At 45.2% G+C, this 22,458-nt stretch carries 19 protein-coding genes; 10 read left to right on the plus strand and 9 right to left on the minus strand.

Annotation, left to right across the window (positions count from 1 at the left end; genetic code table 11):
• Positions 1-392 precede the first annotated feature (392 nt).
• The 3 genes from VCHENC03_RS05580 to VCHENC03_RS05570 all read right to left on the minus strand — a co-directional run bounded on the left by VCHENC03_RS05580 (position 393) and on the right by VCHENC03_RS05570 (position 4,017).
• Complete coding sequence (locus tag VCHENC03_RS05580) at positions 393-1,388, minus strand: M48 family metallopeptidase (protein ID WP_009707300.1); 996 nt, start codon at positions 1,386-1,388, stop codon at positions 393-395.
• Positions 1,388-2,563, minus strand: coding sequence for a YjgN family protein (locus VCHENC03_RS05575; RefSeq protein ID WP_009707301.1), 1,176 nt, complete (start codon positions 2,561-2,563; stop codon positions 1,388-1,390). The genes VCHENC03_RS05580 and VCHENC03_RS05575 overlap by 1 nt, the downstream gene beginning before the upstream one ends.
• 533 nt (positions 2,564-3,096) lie before the next feature.
• Positions 3,097-4,017, minus strand: a complete 921-nt coding sequence (locus tag VCHENC03_RS05570; protein ID WP_009707302.1) for a histone deacetylase family protein — start codon at positions 4,015-4,017, stop codon at positions 3,097-3,099.
• 282 nt (positions 4,018-4,299) lie between these two features.
• Between VCHENC03_RS05570 and VCHENC03_RS05565 the strand changes: the two genes are divergently transcribed.
• Together VCHENC03_RS05565 and VCHENC03_RS05560 are read left to right on the plus strand one after the other, a co-directional pair.
• Positions 4,300-4,989 carry an SDR family oxidoreductase gene (locus VCHENC03_RS05565; protein ID WP_009707304.1) on the plus strand — a complete coding sequence of 230 codons (690 nt, stop codon included), beginning with the start codon at positions 4,300-4,302 and terminating at the stop codon, positions 4,987-4,989.
• 150 nt (positions 4,990-5,139) lie between these two features.
• The gene (locus VCHENC03_RS05560; protein ID WP_009707305.1) at positions 5,140-5,346 is read left to right on the plus strand and encodes a hypothetical protein; all 207 of its coding nucleotides are present in this window, start codon (positions 5,140-5,142) and stop codon (positions 5,344-5,346) included.
• Positions 5,347-5,408: 62 nt separating this feature from the next.
• Here VCHENC03_RS05560 and VCHENC03_RS05555 read toward each other — a convergent pair whose 3' ends face one another.
• The 3 genes from VCHENC03_RS05555 to VCHENC03_RS05545 form a co-directional block, all read right to left on the minus strand.
• On the minus strand, positions 5,409-7,376 hold the full coding sequence (locus VCHENC03_RS05555) for a DNA topoisomerase III (RefSeq protein WP_009707306.1): 1,968 nt from the start codon (positions 7,374-7,376) through the stop codon (positions 5,409-5,411).
• Positions 7,377-7,478: 102 nt separating this feature from the next.
• Complete coding sequence (locus VCHENC03_RS05550; RefSeq protein WP_009707307.1) at positions 7,479-8,027, minus strand: NAD(P)H nitroreductase; 549 nt, start codon at positions 8,025-8,027, stop codon at positions 7,479-7,481.
• Positions 8,028-8,197: 170 nt separating this feature from the next.
• Entirely contained in the window at positions 8,198-10,210 is a 2,013-nt protein-coding gene (locus tag VCHENC03_RS05545) for an NADPH-dependent 2,4-dienoyl-CoA reductase (protein WP_009707308.1), read from the minus strand.
• 226 nt (positions 10,211-10,436) lie between these two features.
• On the opposite strand from VCHENC03_RS05545, the gene sppA reads away from it, so the two are divergent.
• Both sppA and ansA read left to right on the plus strand, forming a co-directional pair.
• Entirely contained in the window at positions 10,437-12,287 is a 1,851-nt protein-coding gene (gene sppA / locus VCHENC03_RS05540) for a signal peptide peptidase SppA (RefSeq protein ID WP_009707309.1), read from the plus strand.
• Positions 12,288-12,400: 113 nt separating this feature from the next.
• A complete protein-coding gene (ansA, locus tag VCHENC03_RS05535) occupies positions 12,401-13,414 on the plus strand; it encodes an asparaginase (protein WP_009707310.1) in 1,014 nt (337 codons plus the stop codon).
• A 78-nt stretch (positions 13,415-13,492) separates the two neighbouring features.
• On the opposite strand, the gene VCHENC03_RS05530 is transcribed toward ansA, so the two are convergent.
• Positions 13,493-13,777 (minus strand): YeaC family protein, encoded by a 285-nt coding sequence (locus VCHENC03_RS05530; RefSeq protein WP_009707311.1) that lies wholly within the window; start codon positions 13,775-13,777, stop codon positions 13,493-13,495.
• 101 nt (positions 13,778-13,878) lie between these two features.
• Here VCHENC03_RS05530 and VCHENC03_RS05525 point away from each other — a divergent pair, with 101 nt between their 5' ends.
• Complete coding sequence (locus VCHENC03_RS05525; RefSeq protein ID WP_009707312.1) at positions 13,879-14,700, plus strand: DUF2989 domain-containing protein; 822 nt, start codon at positions 13,879-13,881, stop codon at positions 14,698-14,700.
• A 103-nt stretch (positions 14,701-14,803) separates the two neighbouring features.
• Here VCHENC03_RS05525 and msrB read toward each other — a convergent pair whose 3' ends face one another.
• Positions 14,804-15,217, minus strand: coding sequence for a peptide-methionine (R)-S-oxide reductase MsrB (msrB, locus tag VCHENC03_RS05520; RefSeq protein WP_009707313.1), 414 nt, complete (start codon positions 15,215-15,217; stop codon positions 14,804-14,806).
• A gap of 334 nt (positions 15,218-15,551) precedes the next feature.
• Here msrB and gap point away from each other — a divergent pair, with 334 nt between their 5' ends.
• The 3 genes from gap (at position 15,552) to VCHENC03_RS0126165 (ending at position 18,072) form a co-directional block, all read left to right on the plus strand.
• Positions 15,552-16,547 carry a type I glyceraldehyde-3-phosphate dehydrogenase gene (gene gap, locus VCHENC03_RS05515; RefSeq protein WP_009707314.1) on the plus strand — a complete coding sequence of 332 codons (996 nt, stop codon included), beginning with the start codon at positions 15,552-15,554 and terminating at the stop codon, positions 16,545-16,547.
• A gap of 180 nt (positions 16,548-16,727) precedes the next feature.
• A complete protein-coding gene (locus VCHENC03_RS05510) occupies positions 16,728-17,612 on the plus strand; it encodes a D-hexose-6-phosphate mutarotase (RefSeq protein WP_009707315.1) in 885 nt (294 codons plus the stop codon).
• Between the two features lie 112 nt (positions 17,613-17,724).
• Positions 17,725-18,072, plus strand: coding sequence for a hypothetical protein (locus VCHENC03_RS0126165; RefSeq protein WP_032802981.1), 348 nt, complete (start codon positions 17,725-17,727; stop codon positions 18,070-18,072).
• A gap of 10 nt (positions 18,073-18,082) precedes the next feature.
• On the opposite strand, the gene VCHENC03_RS05505 is transcribed toward VCHENC03_RS0126165, so the two are convergent.
• Positions 18,083-19,051 carry a nucleoside hydrolase gene (locus VCHENC03_RS05505; RefSeq protein WP_009707316.1) on the minus strand — a complete coding sequence of 323 codons (969 nt, stop codon included), beginning with the start codon at positions 19,049-19,051 and terminating at the stop codon, positions 18,083-18,085.
• A gap of 364 nt (positions 19,052-19,415) precedes the next feature.
• Here VCHENC03_RS05505 and VCHENC03_RS05500 point away from each other — a divergent pair, with 364 nt between their 5' ends.
• Positions 19,416-21,452: a methyl-accepting chemotaxis protein gene (locus tag VCHENC03_RS05500; RefSeq protein WP_009707317.1), complete on the plus strand. Its 2,037-nt coding sequence runs from the start codon at positions 19,416-19,418 to the stop codon at positions 21,450-21,452.
• 109 nt (positions 21,453-21,561) lie between these two features.
• Positions 21,562-22,404: a 23S rRNA (guanine(745)-N(1))-methyltransferase gene (gene rlmA / locus VCHENC03_RS05495; RefSeq protein ID WP_009707318.1), complete on the plus strand. Its 843-nt coding sequence runs from the start codon at positions 21,562-21,564 to the stop codon at positions 22,402-22,404.
• Positions 22,405-22,458 lie beyond the last annotated feature (54 nt).

Below are 22,458 nucleotides of genomic sequence, written 5' to 3' on the forward strand. Positions count from 1 at the left end.
TCTTGAAAACCGGCATACGTTAATAGCGTATCTAGGGTTCAAATCCCTATCTCTCCGCCACATTTAGAAAAAGCCCGCTAAGTAATTAGTGGGCTTTTTCGTATCTGAAGGCTTAAAGAGGGATTTAGACAAATCCCTCCTTGAATGCAAGCCCAGCACTCACGCCACATTTAGAAAGCTCGTTGAGAAATCAACGGGCTTTCGTCGTTTTAGCGCTTAGAAAATTTCGGGATTTCTAAATCCCTAATTGAGCGCAACCCCGAACTAGGCGTCCCCACACTCAGCCAAGTTCAGAAAAAGTCCGTCAAATCCTCTAGGCACTTTCCATTACGCAAGAAAAAAGCCCACTAATATTTAGTGAGCTTTCATCATTAAGTGTTTGAATGACAGAGTTAGTTTCCTTTCGCTGCCTCAATCCTTTTCTCGAGGTCTGGATGAGTACTCAACCACTCAGGCAACTCGTCATAACCTTGGTTACGGAACAACTCAAACATTTCAGCCATCGGCTTTGTGTCGCCATAAACCTTGAGCATCGCCTCTCTTGCGAATGCATCGGCTTGTATTTCGGCTTCTCTGGAGTAACCACTGGACAACACAAACACACTTGCACCGGCAAGATTGTCCACGATGCCAGAGCTTTCACCTGTTAACAGGGCGACACCAACAGAAAGGACACTCGAATACACCAACCTCTTTAGCATATGGCGATGATGAATGTGACCAAGCTCGTGAAGAATAATACTGTCCAGTTGTTGCTGGTTTTTAGACAACGCCACTAATTCATCGAGCAGCACAACCTTTCCACCAGGTAAGGCAAACGCATTCGCTCCTAGCTCAGAGGATCGGAAAACAATCTCTACTTGATAAGGCAACGCCTCTAACTGCGCTAAGTGCTGCTCTACCCTGCTTCGAATGGCTTCTTGTTCGGCTTTACTCAGCTCGCTCGGTTCCCAACGGGAATCCAAGCTTTGAAGCACCTTTTCGCCAAGTACAACTGAAACACTGTCAGGAATCGCGTATGCGACTTTGTCGCTCACCCAAGGTAACGCGTAATAATATCCCCCGAGCACAACGGCAATACATGCCATCGCAGACACGACCCAAGCAAGCCAGTTCGATTCAATTTTATCAACAAAGCTCGACCTTTTATTTGCCTCCAACCACCGAGACACTTCTTCAGTACGCTCGGTAACGAAAACCCAACCATTGGGCAGCTTAAATCTGACGGGTAAATTGCCTACTGGAGCAGTAATGTCCGCATGTTGCTGATCACAGCTAAAAATATTGTCAGCAACAACCAAACTCAGCGAGTTAGCTTGAGCGACATCCAATTTGGCTTGATGTCGCTCAGAGCTTTTGGGTGGAAACGCGATTCCTTCAAACTGCATTAACCGATTCCAACACCGAGATCGAAGGCTTGTGCAACTTCATCAGAAATCGCTGATTTCACTTTTGAATCTTGGTCTGCAGCTTTCAGTTGGCTCATGTCTCCGATGACGACCGTCTTATCAGCAACATAGCGAGAAGTACGAACCATTACCCATGGTCTAGCAATACTCAAAGTCACAACTTGTAATAGGAAGTTTGAGATAATCAGCCACATGTAGCCATCAACTGTATAGGTAGACTTAAACGTAAAGTTGTTTTCTTCTTGCCCTTCTTTTTCTAGCTTCATTTGGGAGAACAAGTAGTTACGAGTTCTTGTTGCTGTGTATGCCGTCAAGCCGATGGTTAAGCCAATCATACCAAGGTACATGACAACCATTGTAATGACAGGGCTAGATTCATTCAGTGAAGCCAAGTCGCCCGTTGCTGCTTCCATTAGCCCTGAACTCCCAACCATCACAATGACCGCTACAATCGCAATCGCGACAGCTGTGCTAAGGCCGATTGCCACGGCTTTCAGATAGGTTTTTACAAAGAAACTGGTTTCAAGTTCGCCACTAAACTGCCAATCACCATAACGGTAGCCATTAACAAAGTAGCGTTGAACGCCAACCACAACCCAACCATAAAGTGCAGCCATAACGACGACTGAGCAAAGCCCTAAAATAACCGACGCAGCTTGTGAAACGCTTGCAACCGCCACACAGATACCAATGAAAACCATGACTGCCAGCGCAGCACCAAAGCCTCGGCCAAGTATGGTGACGTATGCATCTTTTAGTGACGAATTAAAAGAGAAGTGAACATTGCGGTAACTCGTCATTGCAGAATCAAATCGTGCGTTGCTCCATAACAACCATGGCAGGGCGACATAAAACAGAAGTAAGAGCACAAGCGCCAGTTGGGGAACGAATGAGTTTGCGATACCCCATACCAATACAATCGCCAGCGCGACTAAACGCCCCTTTAAGATTTGCATTGGCTCGGCATGATACTCAAAGTTATCACCGTCGATGTACGTGTTACCGTAGAAGTAGCGCTTTGTTCTTACTTTGGCCCAAGCAGAGTAAATTCCAAGCGTAACGATAGAAAGTAGAACATTGACAATCCAGATGCCAAAAAACTCCCCCCCTCGCCCTTTAAAAGAGATGGTATTGGAAATGCGTTGATGGTTCATATACAGTCCGAATAGTTTATTTAATTTTATGAATTTAAAGGCGTTATCCTATCTCATTCATAAATTGATAAACTTGACTGCCATAAGCAAACTAAACATCAATTATTTATAAAATACATATTAATTATGAATTCAAATTCACCGAAAAAATAATTTAATGGTCATTTCCGCGCAAATGAAAGCATCTAAAGTGATAGAAACCACCCACTCAGTGAATTTAATCGACAATAGCTCATTATCACTAAAAAACTCAAAAACTTGAGACGTCACCTTACCAATCAAAAGGTTAGTTGCTGATTACATTTTTTATCAGGCGAATTGTAAGGTGTTTATAACTATCTAAATACCGCGAAGCCCCCTAATATTCGCCTCGGCATAAGGCAGGAGCATCTTCTTTCTGCATTAGCTAAATCCATCCATTTGTTGTTTTAGACAACGTCAAAGGCTAGGAAAATAAAATTGGGAAAGGATTCCCAGCCCTAAATGTTCATTCGAGAACTGAGTCCATTACCTCGATTTTCAACATTCTAGATTCAGTCTTTAAAAACGAATTCGGCAGCATTCAACAGCTGCATATGAATAGGCACCAAATCCGCGTGTTCACTTCGATAACCACCACCAACGACAGCCGCAACAGGAATACCTCTTTCTTTCATCAACTGCATTAAGAAACGGTCTCGCTCAAATATACCCTCCGTCGACACGTTGAAGTACCCCAGTTCGTCGTCGACATGAATATCCACACCAGCGTCGTAAATCACCATGTCTGGACGATGCAAGTTAATCGCCATCTCGACGACCTCTTTAAACGCCATTAAATACGTTTCATCATTGGTATCGCGACTCAAAGGGACATCAAGGTCAGAGTCTGGCTTTCTCGCCGGGAAGTTTTTATCGCAGTGGAAAGACAAGGTGACAATGTCGGGTTCACTTTCACAAATCGTCGCTGTGCCATCGCCATGGTGGACATCACTATCGATGATCATCACTTTATCGACGTGTTCATGATCAAGCATGTGCTTAGCAGCAATCGCCAAATCGTTGAACAGACAAAAACCACTGCCAAAATTTTTGTGCGCATGATGATAGCCACCGCTTAGGTGAATCGCGACGCCATGTTCTAATGCCTTTTCTGCGGTCAGTACCGTTCCGGCGGTGGATGTCAGTGTCCGCGTTATCAACGCCTCACTCCAAGGAAACCCAATTCGACGCATTTTGGCTGCAGGCATAGTGCCCGTCACCAACAAGTCGACATACTCCCCATCATGCACGCGTTTAATATCATCCGTACTTAGAAGGCTTGGTTGGAAGACTTCAATTTGTCCTCCCCAATCTTCACTCGCGAGCTTCTCCATCACTGCTTGATAAAGGTAGCGATATTTCATGATCGGATAACGGTGACCATTTGGTAGATCGAGTTGCGAGTAAACAGGGTGGTAAATCAGTGGCAGCATGAGACATTCTTTTCATAAAACGTTGTGAAATAGTACCAACTCCCAGAGTTGATTAAAAAGAAATTTAATTGATAATGATTTTCAATATCAATTAAATTTCTACCTATTATGAATAAAACCTTATATACGATACTCGGCGCTTTCTTTGGTTCTTTCTGCGCGATATCTCTGTTCATGTCGATGATATTAGGTGCATGGTGGTTAGTTGATTTTATCGCCCTTAGCTAACACAATGGTTCTGTTTCCACTTAACCTTATTGAATCAGACAGATAGGTGTACTCATGAGTCAGACAGTCTTTATTACTGGTGCGAATCGCGGTATCGGCTTGAGTTTAACCGAGCTCTATTTGCAACAAGGCGCTCAAGTTCACGCGACAAGCCGTAACCTAACAGACAGTAAAGAACTACACGCATTAGCATCGCGTTATAACACCTTGGTGCTACATGAATTGGACGTCACGGATTACCAACGAGTCGCCCATCTAGCAAGCGAACTTCCAGCAATCGATTTGCTGATCAACAATGCTGGTTACTACGGGCCTAAAGGCTATGGTTTTGGTGACACCGACATCAAAGAGTGGCGACAAGTTTTCGAGATAAATACCATCGCTCCATTGAAGTTAGTGGAAAGCTTTTATCCGCTGCTACAACAAGGCAAAGCGAAAAAAATTGCGTGTATCTCCTCTAAAGTCGGCAGCATGACGGAAAACACCTCTGGTGGTGGTTACATCTATCGCTCGTCCAAAGCAGCGCTCAACTCTGTTGTAAAAAGTTTGAGTAATGACCTAACCGATGAGGGATTCACTGTTTTGGCACTTCATCCGGGCTGGGTACGTACTGAAATGGGTGGGCCAAATGCGCTTATTGACCCCCAAACGTCAGCTGATGGTTTAGCAAAGGTGATTGAGCAAAGCACGCAAGAAAACTCGGGGCAGTTTATTAACTATGATGGCACCGAACTTCCTTGGTAATAGTCAACTATCAATAAGTTAACGTTAGGCGACGAAAGGTTCGTATTTTCGTCGCCCATTCTCCACTTCTCCAATCTCATTACTTAACTTGAATTTCACCGTTTCCTATCCAGACTTAGTGAGGTATTAACCCCACTAAGGAGAGTAACCATGGCAGCAGATAAAGATCTGGTGAATTTCAGTGAAGATCATGAGCTCAATTACTGCTTAAGAAGTGCAGGTAAACGTCAAACTCAAGCGAATCGCGATACGCTGATCGACTTAGGACGACAAGTAAAACAGGATTTAGGTAAACGAGTGCTAACTCAAGATGACGTCAGAGGCGCAATCGACAAGAACGATAACTTGTTCGACTAGCCATGACCTTAATATAAGAAAGCGGCACTGGATGGTGCCGCTTGATTGGAAGTAAACATGAGTTATTTAGAGGGTTTACGTTTGGTGGTCGTTGTTTTTGATGCGCCAGCTTTGTTGTAACTGCGCTTCTTACGCTTGAATGCTGGTCGCTCTACTTTAGGAAGATGACGCAGAGATTCCGGAATCGGACCTGACTTTACCTCCCCCATCAGCCCGTCTATACGTTGTTCTAACGCTTGCATGAAAGGTTGATATGCTTGGTTTCTTTCTGCCATTCCTTGTAATTGGTGTTCCCAATGCGCAGTCATATCCGGGTACGTCGAGTCCATTGGCAAAGCGTGGATCAAGCCACGTCCTGCTGGTGAGCTCAAAATCGATTTCCCCTGACGAGTCAACAATTGGCGTTTGAACAAGGTATCAAGAATTCCAGCCCTCGTCGCTTCAGTGCCCAGGCCATCGGTTTCGCGTAATATCTTCTTTAGTTCCTTATCTGCCACATAACGAGCGATGCCCGTCATGGCTTGAAGCAGTGTTGCCTCAGTAAAATGCTTTGGCGGCTCTGTTTTACGATCTTTGATTTCACCCTCACGGCAAGTCAGCACGGTGCCCTCTGCAAGTGGCGGCACAGCATCGATACCATCGTCTTCTTTGTCCGTTTTCCCCATCAACGCTTTCCAGCCCGGAGAAACAAGTTGGCGACCTTTAGCGATAAACGTACCACCAGCAATATCAAAGACGAGCTTCGCTTCCGCGTAAACTGCAGCTGGATAGAATTGCATTAAATATTGACGTGCAATGAGCTGATACACCTTCATCTCATTACCTGATAATGCATTCACATTCGCTTGTTTTGGCGTTGGAATGATTGCATGGTGAGCATCCACTTTTTTGTCGTTCCACGCTTTAGACTTAATCGATAAGTCTGCACCTTGCACCGCGCTTTGTAGCTCTTTGGCATTGTTAGCAATAGCGGAAGTGACAGAACCCGCTTGCGAATAATGCTCCATCGGTAAGTAACGACAATCAGAACGTGGGTACGTGATCAGTTTGTGCTTCTCATACAACGCCTGACAAGTATCCAAAACCTGTTGGGCACTCATGCCATAGCGTTTAGCAGCATCAATCTGCAAGGCTGATAATGAATAAGGAAGTGGCGCAGACTGCTTAGTTTGCTTTTGCTCGGATTCCGTGACTTTCGCAGGCTGGTTAGCAATGCGATTTGCTACGTTCTCGACGAGCTTTCGGTTAAGAACACGACCTTCCTCATCTTGCCAAGGCTTACATGCCTCGCTTGGTTTCCAACGAGCGCGAATATCAAACGAACCATTTTGATCTTGATAAGGGATCAATGCATGCAGAGTGAAATAGTCTTTGGGTACAAAGTTTTCGATTTCTTCGTCGCGGCGCACCACCAAACCAAGTACAGGGGTTTGAACTCGCCCGACCGATAATACGCCTTGGTAGCCTGCTTTTTGGCCCAGCAAAGTATAAGCGCGAGACATGTTCATTCCGTAAAGCCAATCAGCGCGAGAACGCGCCAAAGCTGAAACAGAAAGAGGAATGAAATCGCGATTACTACGCATCGAGCTTAATGCACGCTTAACCGCGGGTAAGTTCAAGTCTGAAATGAGAAGTCGTTGTGTCGCTTCTTTCTTGGTTTTGGAGAGCTTGCAGTAGTCCAACACCTCATCCACCAACAATTGCCCCTCTCGATCCGGGTCGCCTGCATGGATAACTTCTGTAGCATCTTTAAGGAGTTTACGTATTACCGTGAGCTGTTTACTGGCACTTTTTCTCGGTCTTAACTGCCATTGCTGAGGAATAATCGGCAAGTCAGCTATATTCCATTTTTTATAGCGTTCATCGTAGGCATCGGGCTCAACTTGCTCTAACAAGTGACCAATACACCAAGTCACGACATCACCATTACCACAACGGATAAAGCCTTGATCTTTCTTTTGAGGGTTTGGTAGTGCAGCCGCAATCGCGCGACCTAGACTTGGTTTTTCAGCAATAAACAGACGAGACATAAGGTTTTGGAAATCATAATAATTAGGGCCACATTATCTAATGTAGCCCTAACAAATCAAGGAAAACTGTACAGATGAACAGTTATAGCCTCACTTTCTAGCTTACTGAAACTCAACAAACTGAGACAGGTCACGCTCTGGCACTTTCATTGGGGTGCAACCTGGTGTGCCAAGATATAAGAATCCTACGATTTGATCTTCGCCTTCAAGGCCAAAAGCTTGATGCACTTCTGGGTGGAACATCCACTTACCCGAGCGCCAGAAACCTTGGAACCCTTGTGCTACCGCTGCCATTTGCATCGCTTGTGCCGCACAGCCTGCTGACAAGTATTGTTCGAATGCAGGGACTTTCTCATGTTCTGTCACCTTCGCAATCACCGTGATGACCATTGGCGCACGAAACGGGGCATTTTTTACTTTTTCAACGACCGCTTCTTCACTGTTTTCCGCTTCAGCAGCTTTAACAAGAATATCCGACAGTTTCTTCAAGCCATCGCCTTGAGCAATCACAAAACGCCAAGGGGTTAAACCCGCATGATCAGGCGCGCGCAGACCTGCACGAATAATGTTCTCCAACGCTTTACCTTCTGGCGCAGGCTCAGACAACTTGGCAATAGAACGACGGTTGAGCAAAAGATCGAGAGCTTCCATGAGCAAGTCCTTATTTGATTGAATTATTATTTTTACGCAGCTCACTTTAGCATAATCCAAACTTTCGAATAACAACCTGTTTTATAGGGATTTAGAACAAAAAAAGCTGCGCACTTGGCGCAGCGATAAAAGGTTAAGAACGAATGAAAAAACTATTTTGAGGTTACGTTTTAGAGTTTCACAGCAAGTTTGACGCCTTGGCGGATTGCTCTCACCGCATCAAGTTCACCGGCATGATCTGCGCCACCAATAATGTGTAGCTTCTCTCCCAGCTCATGCCACTTGTCCTCAAACGGACGAACCGATTCTTGCCCTGCACAAATCACCACTTTATCCGCCTCTAGCAGCTCTTCTTTGCCATTTACATGAATGTGTAAGCCCCTATCGTCAATCTTGTCGTACGACACCCCACCGTAAAGGTGAACACCACGTTTCTCTAGCGTACGTTTATGAATCCAACCTGTGGTTTTGCCCGGCCCTTTACCAACTCGCCCTTTACGACGTTGAAGCACCCATACTTCTTTATCGCTAACTGCATCAGGGTAAGGATACAAACCGCCCGGTTGAGACATCTCTTTATCAATGCCCCACTCATGCAGCCAATCATCTAATGTTTGACCTACTGGTTCGGTTATCATGGTCGCCACATCAACACCAATACCACCAGCCCCAACAATCGCAACTTTCTCACCAACAGGCGTTTTATCTCGAATCAGTGTTTGGTAGTCGATCACTTTCTCTGGGTTATCAATACCATCAATTTTCACCTTGCGAGGTTCAACACCCGATGCCATGACGACTTCATCGTATTCGGTAAGCAAGTCGTAATTGGCTTCTGTCTCTAGGTGAAGATTCACACCCGTCTCTTCAATGCGGTTCGCAAAGTAACGGATGGTTTCGCGGAACTCTTCTTTGCCCGGGATCTGCATCGCTAAACGGAACTGGCCGCCAATGCGATCGTTTTTCTCAAACAGATCCACTTTGTGCCCACGTTCTGCCAACGTCGTCGCACAAGCCAAACCAGCAGGACCGGCACCTACTACCGCAATGTTCTTCTTCTTGAATGCTTCTTCAACAACAATTTCCGTCTCGTAACACGCTAGCGGATTAACTAAACAACTCGCTCTTTTGCCTTTGAACACATTGTCCAAACAAGCTTGGTTACAGCCAATACACGTGTTGATTAGTTGAGATTTTTCCTGCTCTGCTTTGGCAACAAAGTAAGGGTCAGCAAGGAATGGGCGCGCCATCGAAACCATATCGGCATGGCCTGAAGAAAGAATTCGCTCGGCTTCATCTGGGGTATTGATACGGTTACAAGTAATGATTGGCACTGAGACGTGAGGTTTGACTTTTTCTGTCACCCAAGTGAATGCGCCACGAGGAACCTGAGTTGCAATAGTTGGAATGCGCGCTTCGTGCCAGCCGATACCAGTGTTGATAATGGTAACACCAGACTCTTCCAGCGCTTTTGCCAGTTCAATCACATCTTCAAACGTACTGCCCTGCTCGACCAGATCGAGCATGGAAAGACGGAAGATGATAATGAATTTTTCACCGACCGCTTTACGCACCGCTTTAACGATTTCAACCGGGAAGCGCATACGTTTTTTATAACTGCCACCCCAGTCGTCGTAACGCATGTTGGTACGTTTACATAAGAATTGGTTAATCAAATAACCTTCAGAGCCCATCAGCTCGACACCATCATAGCCCGCTAGCTGAGCCAGCTCGGCACTATTAGCGAACGCTTCGATGGTCTTTTTGATTTGACGCTCGCTCATCTCGCTTGGTGCAAATTTAGCGATAGGCGCTTTCATACCAGACGCACTCTGCGCGAATGGGTGCATCGCGTAGCGTCCTGCATGTAGAATTTGTAGGGCTATTTTGCCGCCGTGTTTGTGCACCGCTTCAGTCACAACCTTATGTGCTTTGGCATGTTTTGGCTTACTGAATTCTGCACTCAAAGGATGTAATCGGCCACGTAGGTTTGGAGAGAAACCGCCCGTCACGATTAGACCTACACCGCCTTTGGCACGTTCTTCATAAAACGCCGCAAGCTTTTGTAGTCCTTCTTTGTGCTCTTCTAGACCAGTGTGCATTGATCCCATCAGGACGCGGTTTCGTAGCTGTGTAAAACCTAAGTCCAATGGCTTTAACAAATTTGGGTACATGGCAGACATCACTAAACATCCATTTTTATTGTTGTGGTCTGACCACAGTACGCCGCAAAAACCAAAAAATCAAACAAGCGTTTACATTTTTGCAACACAAGTCAATCTCACGTTAAAGTATGCCAATTGTTGAATTGCCGTGATAAGCTAAAAAAATTGTTATCTTTTGAGATCTTAGAGATAAGAACCCATACTTTGTAAGATTAGGGAATGACTATCTCGTTATGGAGACAAGATGAAAAAACTCTTCAAATTTATTGGTCTGATATTCAAGGGGATATGGAAAGCCATCACCTTTGTCAGACTCGCGCTGATGAATCTGATCTTCTTAGTGATGATTGCCGTCTTCTACTTTGCCTTTACATACACTGGTGAAGGTCAGCCTACCGTCGATAAAGAATCGGCACTTGTGATGAACCTATCTGGTCCTATCGTAGAACAGCGACGTTATGTCAATCCTATGGATTCGGTAGCTGGCTCAATTCTGGGTAACGAAATCCCGAAAGAGAACGTACTGTTCGACATCGTAGATACTATTCGTTATGCGAAAGATGACCCGAAAGTGTCGGGGTTGGTATTAGCTCTTCGCGATATGCCAGAAACTAACCTGACGAAACTTCGTTACATCGCAAAAGCACTGAATGAGTTCAAAACCTCCGGCAAGCCAGTATACGCGGTCGGTGATTTCTACAACCAAAGCCAGTACTACCTTGCAAGTTACGCAGATAAAGTCTTCCTAGCACCAGACGGCGGCGTATTGATTAAGGGCTACAGCTCTTACTCTATGTACTACAAAACCTTGTTAGAGAAGTTAGACGTATCGACTCACGTATTCCGAGTGGGTACTTACAAATCAGCAATTGAGCCATTCATTCGTGACGACATGTCGGATGCAGCAAAAGAGTCAGCAACGCGCTGGATCACTCAACTTTGGAGTGCGTTCGTTGATGACGTCGCAACCAACCGCAAAATCGACGCCAAAGTACTCAATCCGACTATGGATGAATTGCTTGCAGAGATGAAATCGGTAGATGGTGACCTAGCACAACTGGCAGTAAAAATGGGCCTAGTCGACGAACTGGCTACTCGCCAAGACGTACGTAAGCTATTTGCGAAAGAGTTTGGTAGCGATGGTAAAGACAGCTACAACGCGATTGGTTACTACGACTACCTAGCGACCATGCGTCCTAATCTCGCACCGTCAGAGAACGACATTGCAGTAGTCGTCGCAAGCGGCACAATCATGGATGGGCAACAACCACGCGGCACTGTGGGCGGCGACACGGTAGCAAGCCTACTTCGTCAAGCGCGCAATGACGACAAAGTGAAAGCGGTTGTACTTCGTGTTGATAGCCCTGGTGGTAGCGCGTTTGCCTCTGAAGTCATTCGCAATGAAGTAGAAGCACTGAAAGAAGCAGGTAAACCTGTCGTGGTTTCAATGTCGAGTCTTGCAGCATCTGGTGGTTACTGGATCTCTATGAGTGCAGATAAGATCGTTGCTCAACCAACGACTCTGACAGGTTCAATTGGTATCTTCAGCGTAATCACGACTTTCGAGAAAGGTTTCAACAAACTTGGCATCAGCACTGACGGTGTTGGCACATCTCCATTCTCTGGTGACGGCATCACGACGGGCCTCTCTACTGGCGCTTCTGAGGCGTTCCAATTGGGTATTGAGCACGGCTACAAACGCTTTATTTCTCTGGTTGGTTCAAACCGAGATATGTCATTAGACGAAGTCGATAAAGTGGCACAAGGTCGGGTTTGGACAGGCCAAGATGCACTGTCGTTCGGTTTAGTCGACCAAATGGGTGACTTCGATGATGCCGTGAAACTTGCTGCAAAACTTGCTGAAGTTGAAAACTACGAAATCTACTGGGTTGAAGAGCCTCTCTCACCGACTGAGCAATTCATTCAAGAATTCATGAATCAGGTGAAAGTCTCTTTAGGCATCGATGCAACAAGCTTTCTTCCAAAGAGCCTTCAGCCAGTCGCGCAACAGTTTGAACAAGACGCTAGCATGATGCAAAGCTTCAACGATCCAAAAGGTCAGTACGCCTTCTGTTTAAACTGCGAAGTGCAATAGCTTTCCCAGCTTAGCCAAAAAGGGGCATCTCTGTGCGAGATGCCCCTTTTTATTAGATGTCATTTCGCTATAATCCCCGCCACTGTTCCCCCTACATGAAATAAAGTAGAACGATGACTAGAAAACACATCTACATCGCTTACACCGGTGGCACCATCGGTATGCAAAAATCGGATCACGGCTACGTGCCTGTGGCTGGCTTTATGGAAAAACAACTAGCCAGTATGCCCGAGTTCCACCGCCCAGAAATGCCGGAATACACCATTCATGAGTACGAGCCTCTGATCGACTCATCTGATATGACACCGGCAGACTGGCAGCAAATCGCAGATGACATCCGTGATAACTACGAGAAATACGATGGCTTTGTGATTCTGCATGGTACTGACACCATGGCATACACAGCTTCTGCTTTGTCTTTCATGTTGGAAAACCTAGGTAAGCCAGTAATCGTAACAGGCTCACAAATTCCTCTAGCAGAACTGCGCTCAGACGGCCAAGCAAACCTACTGAATGCACTGCATATTGCAGCAAACTACCCTATCAACGAAGTGACGTTGTTCTTCAACAATCAGTTGATGCGCGGTAACCGCAGCACTAAGTCTCATGCAGATGGTTTTAATGCCTTTACTTCACCAAACCTTCCACCACTATTGGAAGCGGGTATCAACATCCAAATCAGCAACAACATTGCTGTTGGTGAGCAACCAGAAGGTGATTTCAAAGTACATAACATCACACCTCAACCTATCGGTGTGATCACCATGTATCCGGGCATTTCGCACGAAGTTATTCGTAATACACTTCGTCAGCCAGTTAACGCAATGATTCTACTGACGTTTGGTGTGGGTAATGCCCCTCAAAATCCAGAATTACTTGGTCATTTAAAAGAAGCATCTGAGCGTGGCGTTATCGTCGTGAACCTAACTCAGTGTTTGGCTGGCAAAGTTAACATGGGTGGTTACGCGACAGGCTGTGCTCTGGCTGATTCTGGCGTAATCAGCGGTTTTGATATGACACCAGAAGCGGCACTAGCAAAACTTCACTACCTTCTAAGCCAAGATTTGTCTTACGAAGAAATTAAGCAAAAGATGCAAGAAGTGTTGCGTGGCGAAATGAGCCTGTAAACGGTTCTCTTCAACATCCGAATACGAAAAAGCCCAATTTACAAAATTGGGCTTTTTGCTTCGAAAGAGGCGTCCTGTTTAGTTCAAGTTTGGGTTCACTCGAACGATGTCTTGCTCTTCTCCACTGAATTGTTTCTTCAATTCTTGTTTAGATTTAAAGCTGATTTCACCACCAGCGGCTACAGTCATGTGCTGCGCCTCGGTGTTATGTTTTGATTGATACAACATCACAGCTTGCATACATGAGTCTCGCTGCTCTTGGGAAAGTGGTGTACCCTCAGGCCATCTTCCTGTCTCTACTGCGTAAACCAATCGCTCATAGACTTCTGGAGTTATCGCATTTAATAATTGTTCTGCGTCCATAATGTACCTTCTTATTACATTCTATTTACAGAACATAACGGTATAGAAAGCAGAGTCAAGAGCTCGAAAATGAATTGGTGTAACGGATCACAAGCAAAACCATGAAACGAACATACTGGTTACTCGCAGGCCTTGCCAGCCTGACATTAACAGGTTGCTTCGAAGGCAACGTCACCACTGAAGAATTGTGCCAAAAGAATCCACAGCTTCGTTGTGAAAACTTAAATATGGACGATGGTCAATGTCGCATACCTCGCACCAATTTGGTCTGGCATCGCTTTGAGCTACTCAAAGATCCATCAGAAGCCAATCAAGTCATCGAATACGGGTTAGTTGCTGAGTATCGCAAATGTTTAGAACTCGCGTCACAGATCACTCCGATTGATCAAAGCGCGCTAAAACGTAAAAGATTTGATGCCTTGGTGCACAGCATTGATGAGCTGGATCGTATCGTCAATAACTTAAAAGGCTCTAATGACCCAGCAACACTTTACTTCTTGTGGTCTCAAACCGGTGACGACCAAGCACGTCGTCAGTTTTTACAAATGGAAGGCAAACCAGAGCTCAATACCGCAGAAATGCAGTACGCACTCGCTACCTTCTATACCAACCGCGATCCGCAAAAGACATTAACATTACTTCATAATTCGCTATCAATGTCGAACGAAGACAACTTAAAACCAGAAATTTTGAAGTCATTGGCCAGCATTAACCAAGGTCTAGGTAAGAAAGAGCAGGCTTACTTATGGGCCATGGTTGCAAAGCGCTACGATGTCCCGCTTGCTGAGGAGCAACAATTGCAGCGCATGTTTAACTTTGCCGATCCAGAGAAATATGAGCAATTAGATGATTTGGCTAAATCTATATCTAAGGCAATAGATAAAGGGAATTATTCACCAAGGATGATTCCTAGCGATTTATAAAATAAAAAACTCCCGTTCATGTCGGGAGTTTTTTATTTCTACAGTAACGGTTCAGTATTTTATTAATTGAAAGGATGAAACATTCTTTCAATCAAAACTGGCGTTATTGATCGGATTTGTTGAAAATTAACGACACCGAGTTGACACAAAAACGCTCACCCGTTGTTTGCGGTCCATCTTCAAAAACGTGACCTAAATGGCTGTCACAAGTGGCACATCGAATCTCAGTTCGGACCATTCCGTGACTCAAATCCTTAAGATAACGCACCGCAAAGTCGTTAATCGGGGCATCGAAACTCGGCCAACCACAGCCAGAGTCATACTTGTTATCGGAGATAAATAGAGGGGTGTTGCAACAGGTACAGGCATACACACCTGTCTCTTTATTATGAAGCAGTTTACCGGAGAACGGAGGCTCTGTGCCTTGCTCGCGACAGACGCGAAACTCTTCCTCAGAGAGCTGCTCGCGCCACTGTTCATCGGACTTCGTTACTTTTCTTCCGCTTTGTTCTACCAATTTCTGTTCCTTATTTCTTATTTTTGGCAATGACTTTTTTAGCAAAAAACTTGCTTCTCGTAACAGTTGTAGCACATACTTTCTCACCAGGACACCATGTGTAATTAATTTGATACGAGTTCTTATCTCGAAAGTTATATTACGCCAACTGGAATGTAGAATAACCAGTTAAAAGTTTAAAAAACGAGCATTTGCGAAGAATTGTTAAAAAAAGCGTCGCTTTTTTTTGACTTTAAACAAGTTAAGTCCGATTATCTGTTGCAGATGTTTACTGGATTTTGTAATTTTACTACCAGTTATCTTTAATCAGAAATTAAGTTGTGGAGCAACTATAATGACTATCAAAGTAGGTATTAACGGTTTTGGCCGTATCGGTCGTTTCGTATTCCGTGCAGCGCAAGAGCGCAACGACATCGAAGTTGTAGGTATTAACGACCTTATCGACGTAGATTACATGGCATACATGCTTAAGTACGACTCAACTCACGGCCGTTTCAACGGTACTGTTGAAGTTGAAGGCGGTAACCTAATCGTTAACGGTAAAACTGTACGTGTAACTGCAGAGCGCAACCCAGAAGACCTAAAATGGGATGCTATCGACGTTGACGTAGTAGCTGAAGCAACTGGTCTTTTCCTAACTGACGAGACTGCACGTAAGCACATCACTGCTGGTGCGAAGAAAGTTGTTCTAACTGGTCCTTCAAAAGACGCTACTCCAATGTTCGTAATGGGCGTTAACCACGCTACTTACGCTGGTCAAGACATCGTTTCTAACGCTTCTTGTACTACTAACTGTCTAGCGCCTATCGCTAAAGTTCTTAACGACAAGTTCGGTATCGAATCTGGTCTTATGACTACAGTTCACGCTACTACAGCAACTCAAAAAACTGTAGACGGTCCTTCTGCTAAAGACTGGCGCGGTGGTCGTGGTGCTTCTCAAAACATCATCCCATCATCAACTGGTGCTGCTAAAGCTGTAGGCGTTGTTCTTCCTGAACTAAACGGCAAACTAACTGGTATGGCTTTCCGCGTACCAACAGCTAACGTTTCTGTAGTTGACCTAACAGTTAACCTAAAAGAAGGCGCATCTTACGAAGCTATCTGTGCAGCAATGAAAGAAGCTTCTGAAGGCGAACTAAAAGGCGTTCTAGGCTACACTGAAGACCAAGTTGTTTCTCAAGACTTCATCGGTGAAGTTCAAACTTCAGTATTCGATGCTAAAGCTGGTATCGCTCTAACTGATAACTTCGTTAAAGTTGTATCTTGGTACGACAACGAAATCGGTTACTCAAACAAAGTTCTAGACCTAATCGCTCACATCTCTAAGTAATTATTACTTAGCTGAAAAGCAATTAGCGAAGCTTGTGTTTGAAACATAAGATTTGAATAAAAGGCGGCTCTAGAGTCGCCTTTTTTGTATCTGGAATTTGAGAGAATGAAGACTCGACGTTGCACTCAATGTGCGAAGCGTGTCAAAAAAGCTCTCCCTCCCAGCGATAGGAAGCAACACATGGATTTAAAAACTCTCCCAGCTCTAACAGTGCTATCTGATAACGTCACTATCGTCGAAGTTGATCAGGTTAAAGTCGTTCGCGTTATTCATGAGAAAGCAACGGCAGGTATCGCACTACACGGTGGTCATGTCGTGTCGTTCACACCAGCAGGCCAAGAAGACCTAATCTGGATGAGCGAAAAAGCAATCTTTGATGGCAAAGCGGCACTTCGTGGTGGTATTCCTGTTTGTTGGCCTTGGTTTGGCCGCATCGCAGCGCCAGCTCATGGTTTTGCGCGCACAGCAGAATGGGAATTGGTTGAACATCGTGAGAACGACAACGGCGTGATCGTTGAACTTGCTCTCTTCCCAACCGAAGAAACTCACGACATCTGGCCACATATGTTTGATGCTCGTCTTGTTGTTGAAATCAGCGACGAGCTAAAGGTGACATTGAAAGTCACCAACATTGATGATGCAGAGTGGACATTCTCAGGTGCACTACACACATATCTAAACGTTGGTGATATCAAACAAGCACAAACAACAGGTATGGGACCTGAGTACATTGACAGCTTAAAAGAAGGTGAAATCTGCCAAGGCGGTGATGTCCTTCAACTAACTGATACCATCGACCGTGTTTACACTCAGCCAGAAGCGCAAATCTTGGTGAAAGACCCAGTGTTAGATCGCACGTTGAGCGTTGAAAACCAAGGCCATAACTCAGCAGTGTTGTGGAACCCTTGGGCACAAGGCGCACAAAGCATGGGTGACATGGCAGACAACGGCTATGAAACCATGATGTGTGTTGAATCGACAGTGCATGCGCCAAGTATCGAGCAAGGCAAGACGTTAAAGCCAGGTGAGACACATGAACTTATCACTGTGATTTCAGCGCAATAATCCAGTTTAAAGGCCGGTTCACCCGGCCTTTTTTACATTTCCAAAGCACAACACAAGAATCACTCATGCCATACTAAGGCCAACCAAAACGAGTCGAGATAATGGTGTAACGATGAAATACCGCATTTATTCAATATCGCTTCTTATGGGCTTATTGTTTGGCTGTGCCAACACTGAGGTCTCGTTACAAGCCGAAAAGAACGTCGCCGAATACAAGCAATTGTCTCCAACACGATATCAAGTCTATTGCCCCACCGGAATCTGCCGCTTCCAAGTTTCCGCGAACCAGAAAACGGCAATAAGCATTGAGATGTTCTATGCCGAAAATAAACCGTTCAAGAAGATTGAAGGGCTGACCTACGACAATCAAAATCAATATCCGACGTCGAATGTTTTTACTCTTCCCGTAAAATCACACAACGAGAGAATATCTGTGCAAGTCATCGACTATTACAGATAACCCCACTCCGTTATCGCTTTGAATAACGAATAATCGATTCTCGATAAAGTGAAAGCAGTGTATCGCTTTTCACACCGACCCCAACGTTTTGCGCGGAGAAAGTACTCCACTCATCGTGCATGTATTTACGTTGATCCGTTTTCTGAATTGTCATCCCTTCGGCAGGTCCATCAATCACCACTCGAACGGCACCACTGCGCAGAGTAAACAACTCAGGATCAATGACATACGCAATCGCAGAAGGATCATGGACATGGCAACCATCCATTCCAACCTTCTCGGAGTAAAACTTCAAATAGTAGCGGCTCACATCCCAAATGAACTGCCCTACTTCTCCCGCATCCTCTCGCAGTTGGTCTAGGTATTGCCCCGTAAAGAAGCTCTCTTCCGTAACATCCAAACCGATGATGACGACTGGCCACGAAGCCGTGAATACCTTATCGGCGGCATGAGGGTCGTCATGAATGTTTGCTTCCGCAAATGGCGTAACATTGCCTCGATGATCGTTCTCACCAAAAGCGCCGCCCATTACAACCACTTCCTTAACCAAGTTAACGATTTCTGGGTCTGCTTCCAAAGCGAGCGCAAGGTTAGTTAAAGGGCCCACGGCCACCAAGGTGATTTCTCCCGGTTCTGCTCTAACGCTGTCGATGATGAACTGATAGGCAGGCGTATCAATGGCACTTACATCCAGTGCGTTCGGCGCTTTCACATCACCAAAGCCAGCTTCCCCATGTACGACAACTGTTGCTCCAACCGGCGCTTTTATTAAAGGCTTATCCGCACCTTTCGCAACCAACGCTTTCATACCAAACTTCTGTTTTAGGTAAAGGGCGTTTTGCGTCGCGTTATCTATCGTTGCATTACCATAAACGGTTGTAATGGCCATAAGGTCGATATCAGGATGGGCTTCAGCAAAAAGAATGGCCATTGCATCATCGATGCCAGGATCTGTGTCTAGGATGATTTTCTTTGTCATATCAGCTTCTATTAAACGCTTGGAAAGCCCCAACAATACCTATAAAAAACAAGGATAAACGTGACCAAAGCCGAAGGTATGAGCTTTCTTTTAGTCGCTGCTCCTTACTATCGCTTCAACCAAACAAATGAAACTTTCGCCCACTAGCATCCAATTCATTGGTGGCTCAACTTACTCAACCTTGTTTGGTCATTCCATTTCTGCAATAAAATCACCCAGTCAGCGGTCATTTATTATCTAAGCTATTGGTTGCTCTTATTTTTTGACAATTAACTTAATAAATATCAAAAAAACTCGTCATATAAATCGCTAGCATGCCGATACAACATTTATAACATCTATCAATAATCAGGAAAGACACTACATGCTAGACAAATATCGGAATCAAAGTGTCGGTTTCCAGCTCAAACTGGTCATCACACTGTGTCTGCTTATTGCATTTTCAAGCATTGCTGCGCTTGTTTATCAAAACGCTTCAAACGTACTTTTAGAAAACACGCTGAAAGAACATCAATCTAAAGTGGAATCGATGGCAAAAACCATTGCAGGCCAGTTCAATGCTTATCTGCACACGGCAGAAGTTTTGGAATCAACCTTCCGTAATGGTTATTTGGCGGGTGTCTATGTCGAGAGTTACAACGTCGACTTTCAAGGTCACCAAGTACCAAATATCACCCAATACAGCGAAAGCTTGATTGGTGACACTAAGTTAGTTGACAGCTTCACTCGTGACACTGGCGCTGTTGCGACCCTGTTTGCTCCAATGGGCAACGACTTCATTCGCGTCGCTACTTCACTAAAAGATCCTCAAGGTAAAAGAGCACTTGGCACTACATTGGGGCTTAACCACCCGGGTTACCAAAAGCTTAAAAACGGCCAACCTTACTATGCGCAAATCAAACTTTATGGTGAGCGCTACATCACCTACTACGCACCTTTAAAAGACGCGAATGGTAAGGTCAACGGTATCTCATTCATTGGTCTACCTGTTGAGCGCGCGACCCAAGATCTATTCAGCTCGCTACAAAGCGTAAAATGGGGTGACACTGGTTACACCATCATTCTGGATAACGAAAAAGACAACCAAGGTCATTACCTTCTTCACCCAAAACACGAAGAGAGCGATCCACCGATTCAAGAAGTGTCTGACTACAACGGCAACAAGCCTTTCTACCAACTTTTCGAACAAGAAAGTGGCTTAATTCGCTACCCATTTGAGTACCAAGGTACCGTGGGTGAAAAGTACCTGGTTTACACTCAAGTACCGGGTTGGAACTGGAAACTCTTGGGTGGCACTTTCATCAATGAAGTCACCAAAGGCAGCCAAGCTTTGCTTCAACTGATTGCGACGATTTCTCTCATTGTGGCAGCGGCAACTTTTGTGGTGCTTACGCTTGTACTCAACCGAACGCTAAATCCACTCACCGTTTTGAATGGCTACATGAACCGTTTGGCAAAAGGCGAAGTGAGTATTGATATTCCTGCGTCAGGTAAAGCATCGAAAAACGAAATCATTAACTTGAACAACGGCGTTGCCAATATGGCGGGACAGTTGAACGAGTTGGTTGGTCAAATTCGCTCGACTAGCGACCAAGTTGAAAGTAACTCGACCAGCGTTGTGGATGATGCAAACCGTAACCTGATGCAATCGGATCTTCAGCAAGAGCAGGTAGAGCAAGTGGTAACTGCAATTGAAGAGATGGCTTCATCTGCTCAATCTGTCGCTCAACAAGTCGAGCAAATTGCCGAAAATGTTCGCTCTGCAAACACTGACAGCCAATCTGGTCTAGAAGTCGTTGAAGGCGTTTGTATTGATGTTGCGCAGTTAAATGATCAACTGGATCAATCTGCGGCAGCCATCGAGCAAGTGAACCGTGACAGCGAAAGCATCCAAACCGTGACGAAAATGATTGATGAGATCGCAGAGCAAACCAACCTACTTGCGCTTAACGCAGCTATTGAGGCGGCACGTGCAGGTGAACAAGGCCGTGGCTTTGCCGTAGTGGCTGACGAAGTGCGAACCCTTGCTCATCGTACTCAGACCTCCGTGAAAGATGTCGTAGAGATCATCGAGAAACTAAAAGGCTCCACCAGCAATGCCGTAAGCATGATGACGGAAAGCCAGCAAAACGCGAATAAGGTATTGGATAAAGCACAAGAAGCAGGCACCGCGCTAGAAGCCATTGCAGGACAAGTTCAGTCGATTGCGTCTCAAGCCGATGCTATTGCTGCAACCTCAGAAGAACAAGCACAAGTTTCTCAAGAGATTGCCGCCAATGCTCATTCTATTAGCGAATTGAACCGCGAAAGCCGCGATACCAGCGCTAAAACATCGCAAAGCGCAACCGAGCTACAGCAGCAAGCGCAAAACTTGAAACAGCAAGTGGATTTCTTCCACTAACCCTCCAATAAAACCGATGAAAGAGCCGATAATTCGGCTCTTTTTTGTTTCGCTTGCCGCATCCCTTTTTGATAGAATTTGCCGCCCTACTTCCTGTCCAGAGATCGTCATGAACTATCAATGCCCTCTATGTCACCAACCTCTTGAGCTAACAGCAAAGACGTTTAAGTGTGAAAACAACCATCAGTTTGATTTAGCAAAAGAAGGCTACGTCAACTTGATGCCAGCGCACCACAAACGCTCAAAAGATCCAGGTGATAACAAAGAGATGATGCAAGCACGTCGTCGCTTTTTAGAAGGGAATCATTACGATCCGATGCGCCAAGAAGTCGCAAGCCTATGTGCCAAATACACCGAAGGCACAAGCCATCAATTGTTGGATATTGGTTGCGGCGAAGGCTACTACACAGACCAAGTTCAGCAGTCTCTGCATTCACAAAATGAAGAAGCGACGGTGTATGGTCTGGATATTTCTAAAGTCGCCATTCGCTTCGCGTCTAAGCGCTACCCAAATTGCGATTTCAGCGTGGCATCAAGCCATCGCTTGCCGTTTGCAGAGCAATCTCTAGATGCAATTTTACGTATCTACGCTCCGTGTAAAGCAGAAGAGCTACAACGTGTGATTAAAGACAACGGTGTCGTTATCACAGTCACGCCAGCAGGCCGTCACTTGTACCAGTTCCGTGAACGTATCTACCAAGAGATACGCTTGCACAACGAAGAACCAGAGAACATTGAAGGGTTCGAACTTGAGCATCAACAAAAGCTCAACTACACCATGGACTTAAAAGACGGCGTCGCATTCGACCTACTGCAAATGACACCATTCGCATGGAAAGCCAGCGACGAGCTTCGCGAAGAGCTAAAGTCATCTACACTTTTCCAATGTGAGGCTGACTTTATGTTGCGCGTTTACCGTAAGAAATCGAATCAATCTGAGAACGAAGTATAAAATGTAACGCTAATTATTCTCATTACCATTGATTCATTGATCAGCCTCCATTAA

The sequence above is a fragment of the Vibrio sp. HENC-03 genome (assembly GCF_000305755.2).
Lineage (GTDB): Bacteria > Pseudomonadota > Gammaproteobacteria > Enterobacterales > Vibrionaceae > Vibrio > Vibrio owensii.

Bases quoted from the DNA above. Each gene is read 5' to 3' on its own strand.
- VCHENC03_RS05580 (WP_009707300.1), bottom strand. From the start codon at position 1,388: ATGCAGTTTGAAGGAATCGCGTTTCCACCCAAAAGCTCTGAGCGACAT.
- VCHENC03_RS05575 (WP_009707301.1), bottom strand. From the start codon at position 2,563: ATGAACCATCAACGCATTTCCAATACCATCTCTTTTAAAGGGCGAGGG.
- VCHENC03_RS05570 (WP_009707302.1), bottom strand. From the start codon at position 4,017: ATGCTGCCACTGATTTACCACCCTGTTTACTCGCAACTCGATCTACCA.
- VCHENC03_RS05565 (WP_009707304.1), top strand. From the start codon at position 4,300: ATGAGTCAGACAGTCTTTATTACTGGTGCGAATCGCGGTATCGGCTTG.
- VCHENC03_RS05560 (WP_009707305.1), top strand. From the start codon at position 5,140: ATGGCAGCAGATAAAGATCTGGTGAATTTCAGTGAAGATCATGAGCTC.
- VCHENC03_RS05555 (WP_009707306.1), bottom strand. From the start codon at position 7,376: ATGTCTCGTCTGTTTATTGCTGAAAAACCAAGTCTAGGTCGCGCGATT.
- VCHENC03_RS05550 (WP_009707307.1), bottom strand. From the start codon at position 8,027: ATGGAAGCTCTCGATCTTTTGCTCAACCGTCGTTCTATTGCCAAGTTG.
- VCHENC03_RS05545 (WP_009707308.1), bottom strand. From the start codon at position 10,210: ATGTCTGCCATGTACCCAAATTTGTTAAAGCCATTGGACTTAGGTTTT.
- sppA (WP_009707309.1), top strand. From the start codon at position 10,437: ATGAAAAAACTCTTCAAATTTATTGGTCTGATATTCAAGGGGATATGG.
- ansA (WP_009707310.1), top strand. From the start codon at position 12,401: ATGACTAGAAAACACATCTACATCGCTTACACCGGTGGCACCATCGGT.
- VCHENC03_RS05530 (WP_009707311.1), bottom strand. From the start codon at position 13,777: ATGGACGCAGAACAATTATTAAATGCGATAACTCCAGAAGTCTATGAG.
- VCHENC03_RS05525 (WP_009707312.1), top strand. From the start codon at position 13,879: ATGAAACGAACATACTGGTTACTCGCAGGCCTTGCCAGCCTGACATTA.
- gap (WP_009707314.1), top strand. From the start codon at position 15,552: ATGACTATCAAAGTAGGTATTAACGGTTTTGGCCGTATCGGTCGTTTC.
- VCHENC03_RS05510 (WP_009707315.1), top strand. From the start codon at position 16,728: ATGGATTTAAAAACTCTCCCAGCTCTAACAGTGCTATCTGATAACGTC.
- VCHENC03_RS0126165 (WP_032802981.1), top strand. From the start codon at position 17,725: ATGAAATACCGCATTTATTCAATATCGCTTCTTATGGGCTTATTGTTT.
- VCHENC03_RS05505 (WP_009707316.1), bottom strand. From the start codon at position 19,051: ATGACAAAGAAAATCATCCTAGACACAGATCCTGGCATCGATGATGCA.
- VCHENC03_RS05500 (WP_009707317.1), top strand. From the start codon at position 19,416: ATGCTAGACAAATATCGGAATCAAAGTGTCGGTTTCCAGCTCAAACTG.
- rlmA (WP_009707318.1), top strand. From the start codon at position 21,562: ATGAACTATCAATGCCCTCTATGTCACCAACCTCTTGAGCTAACAGCA.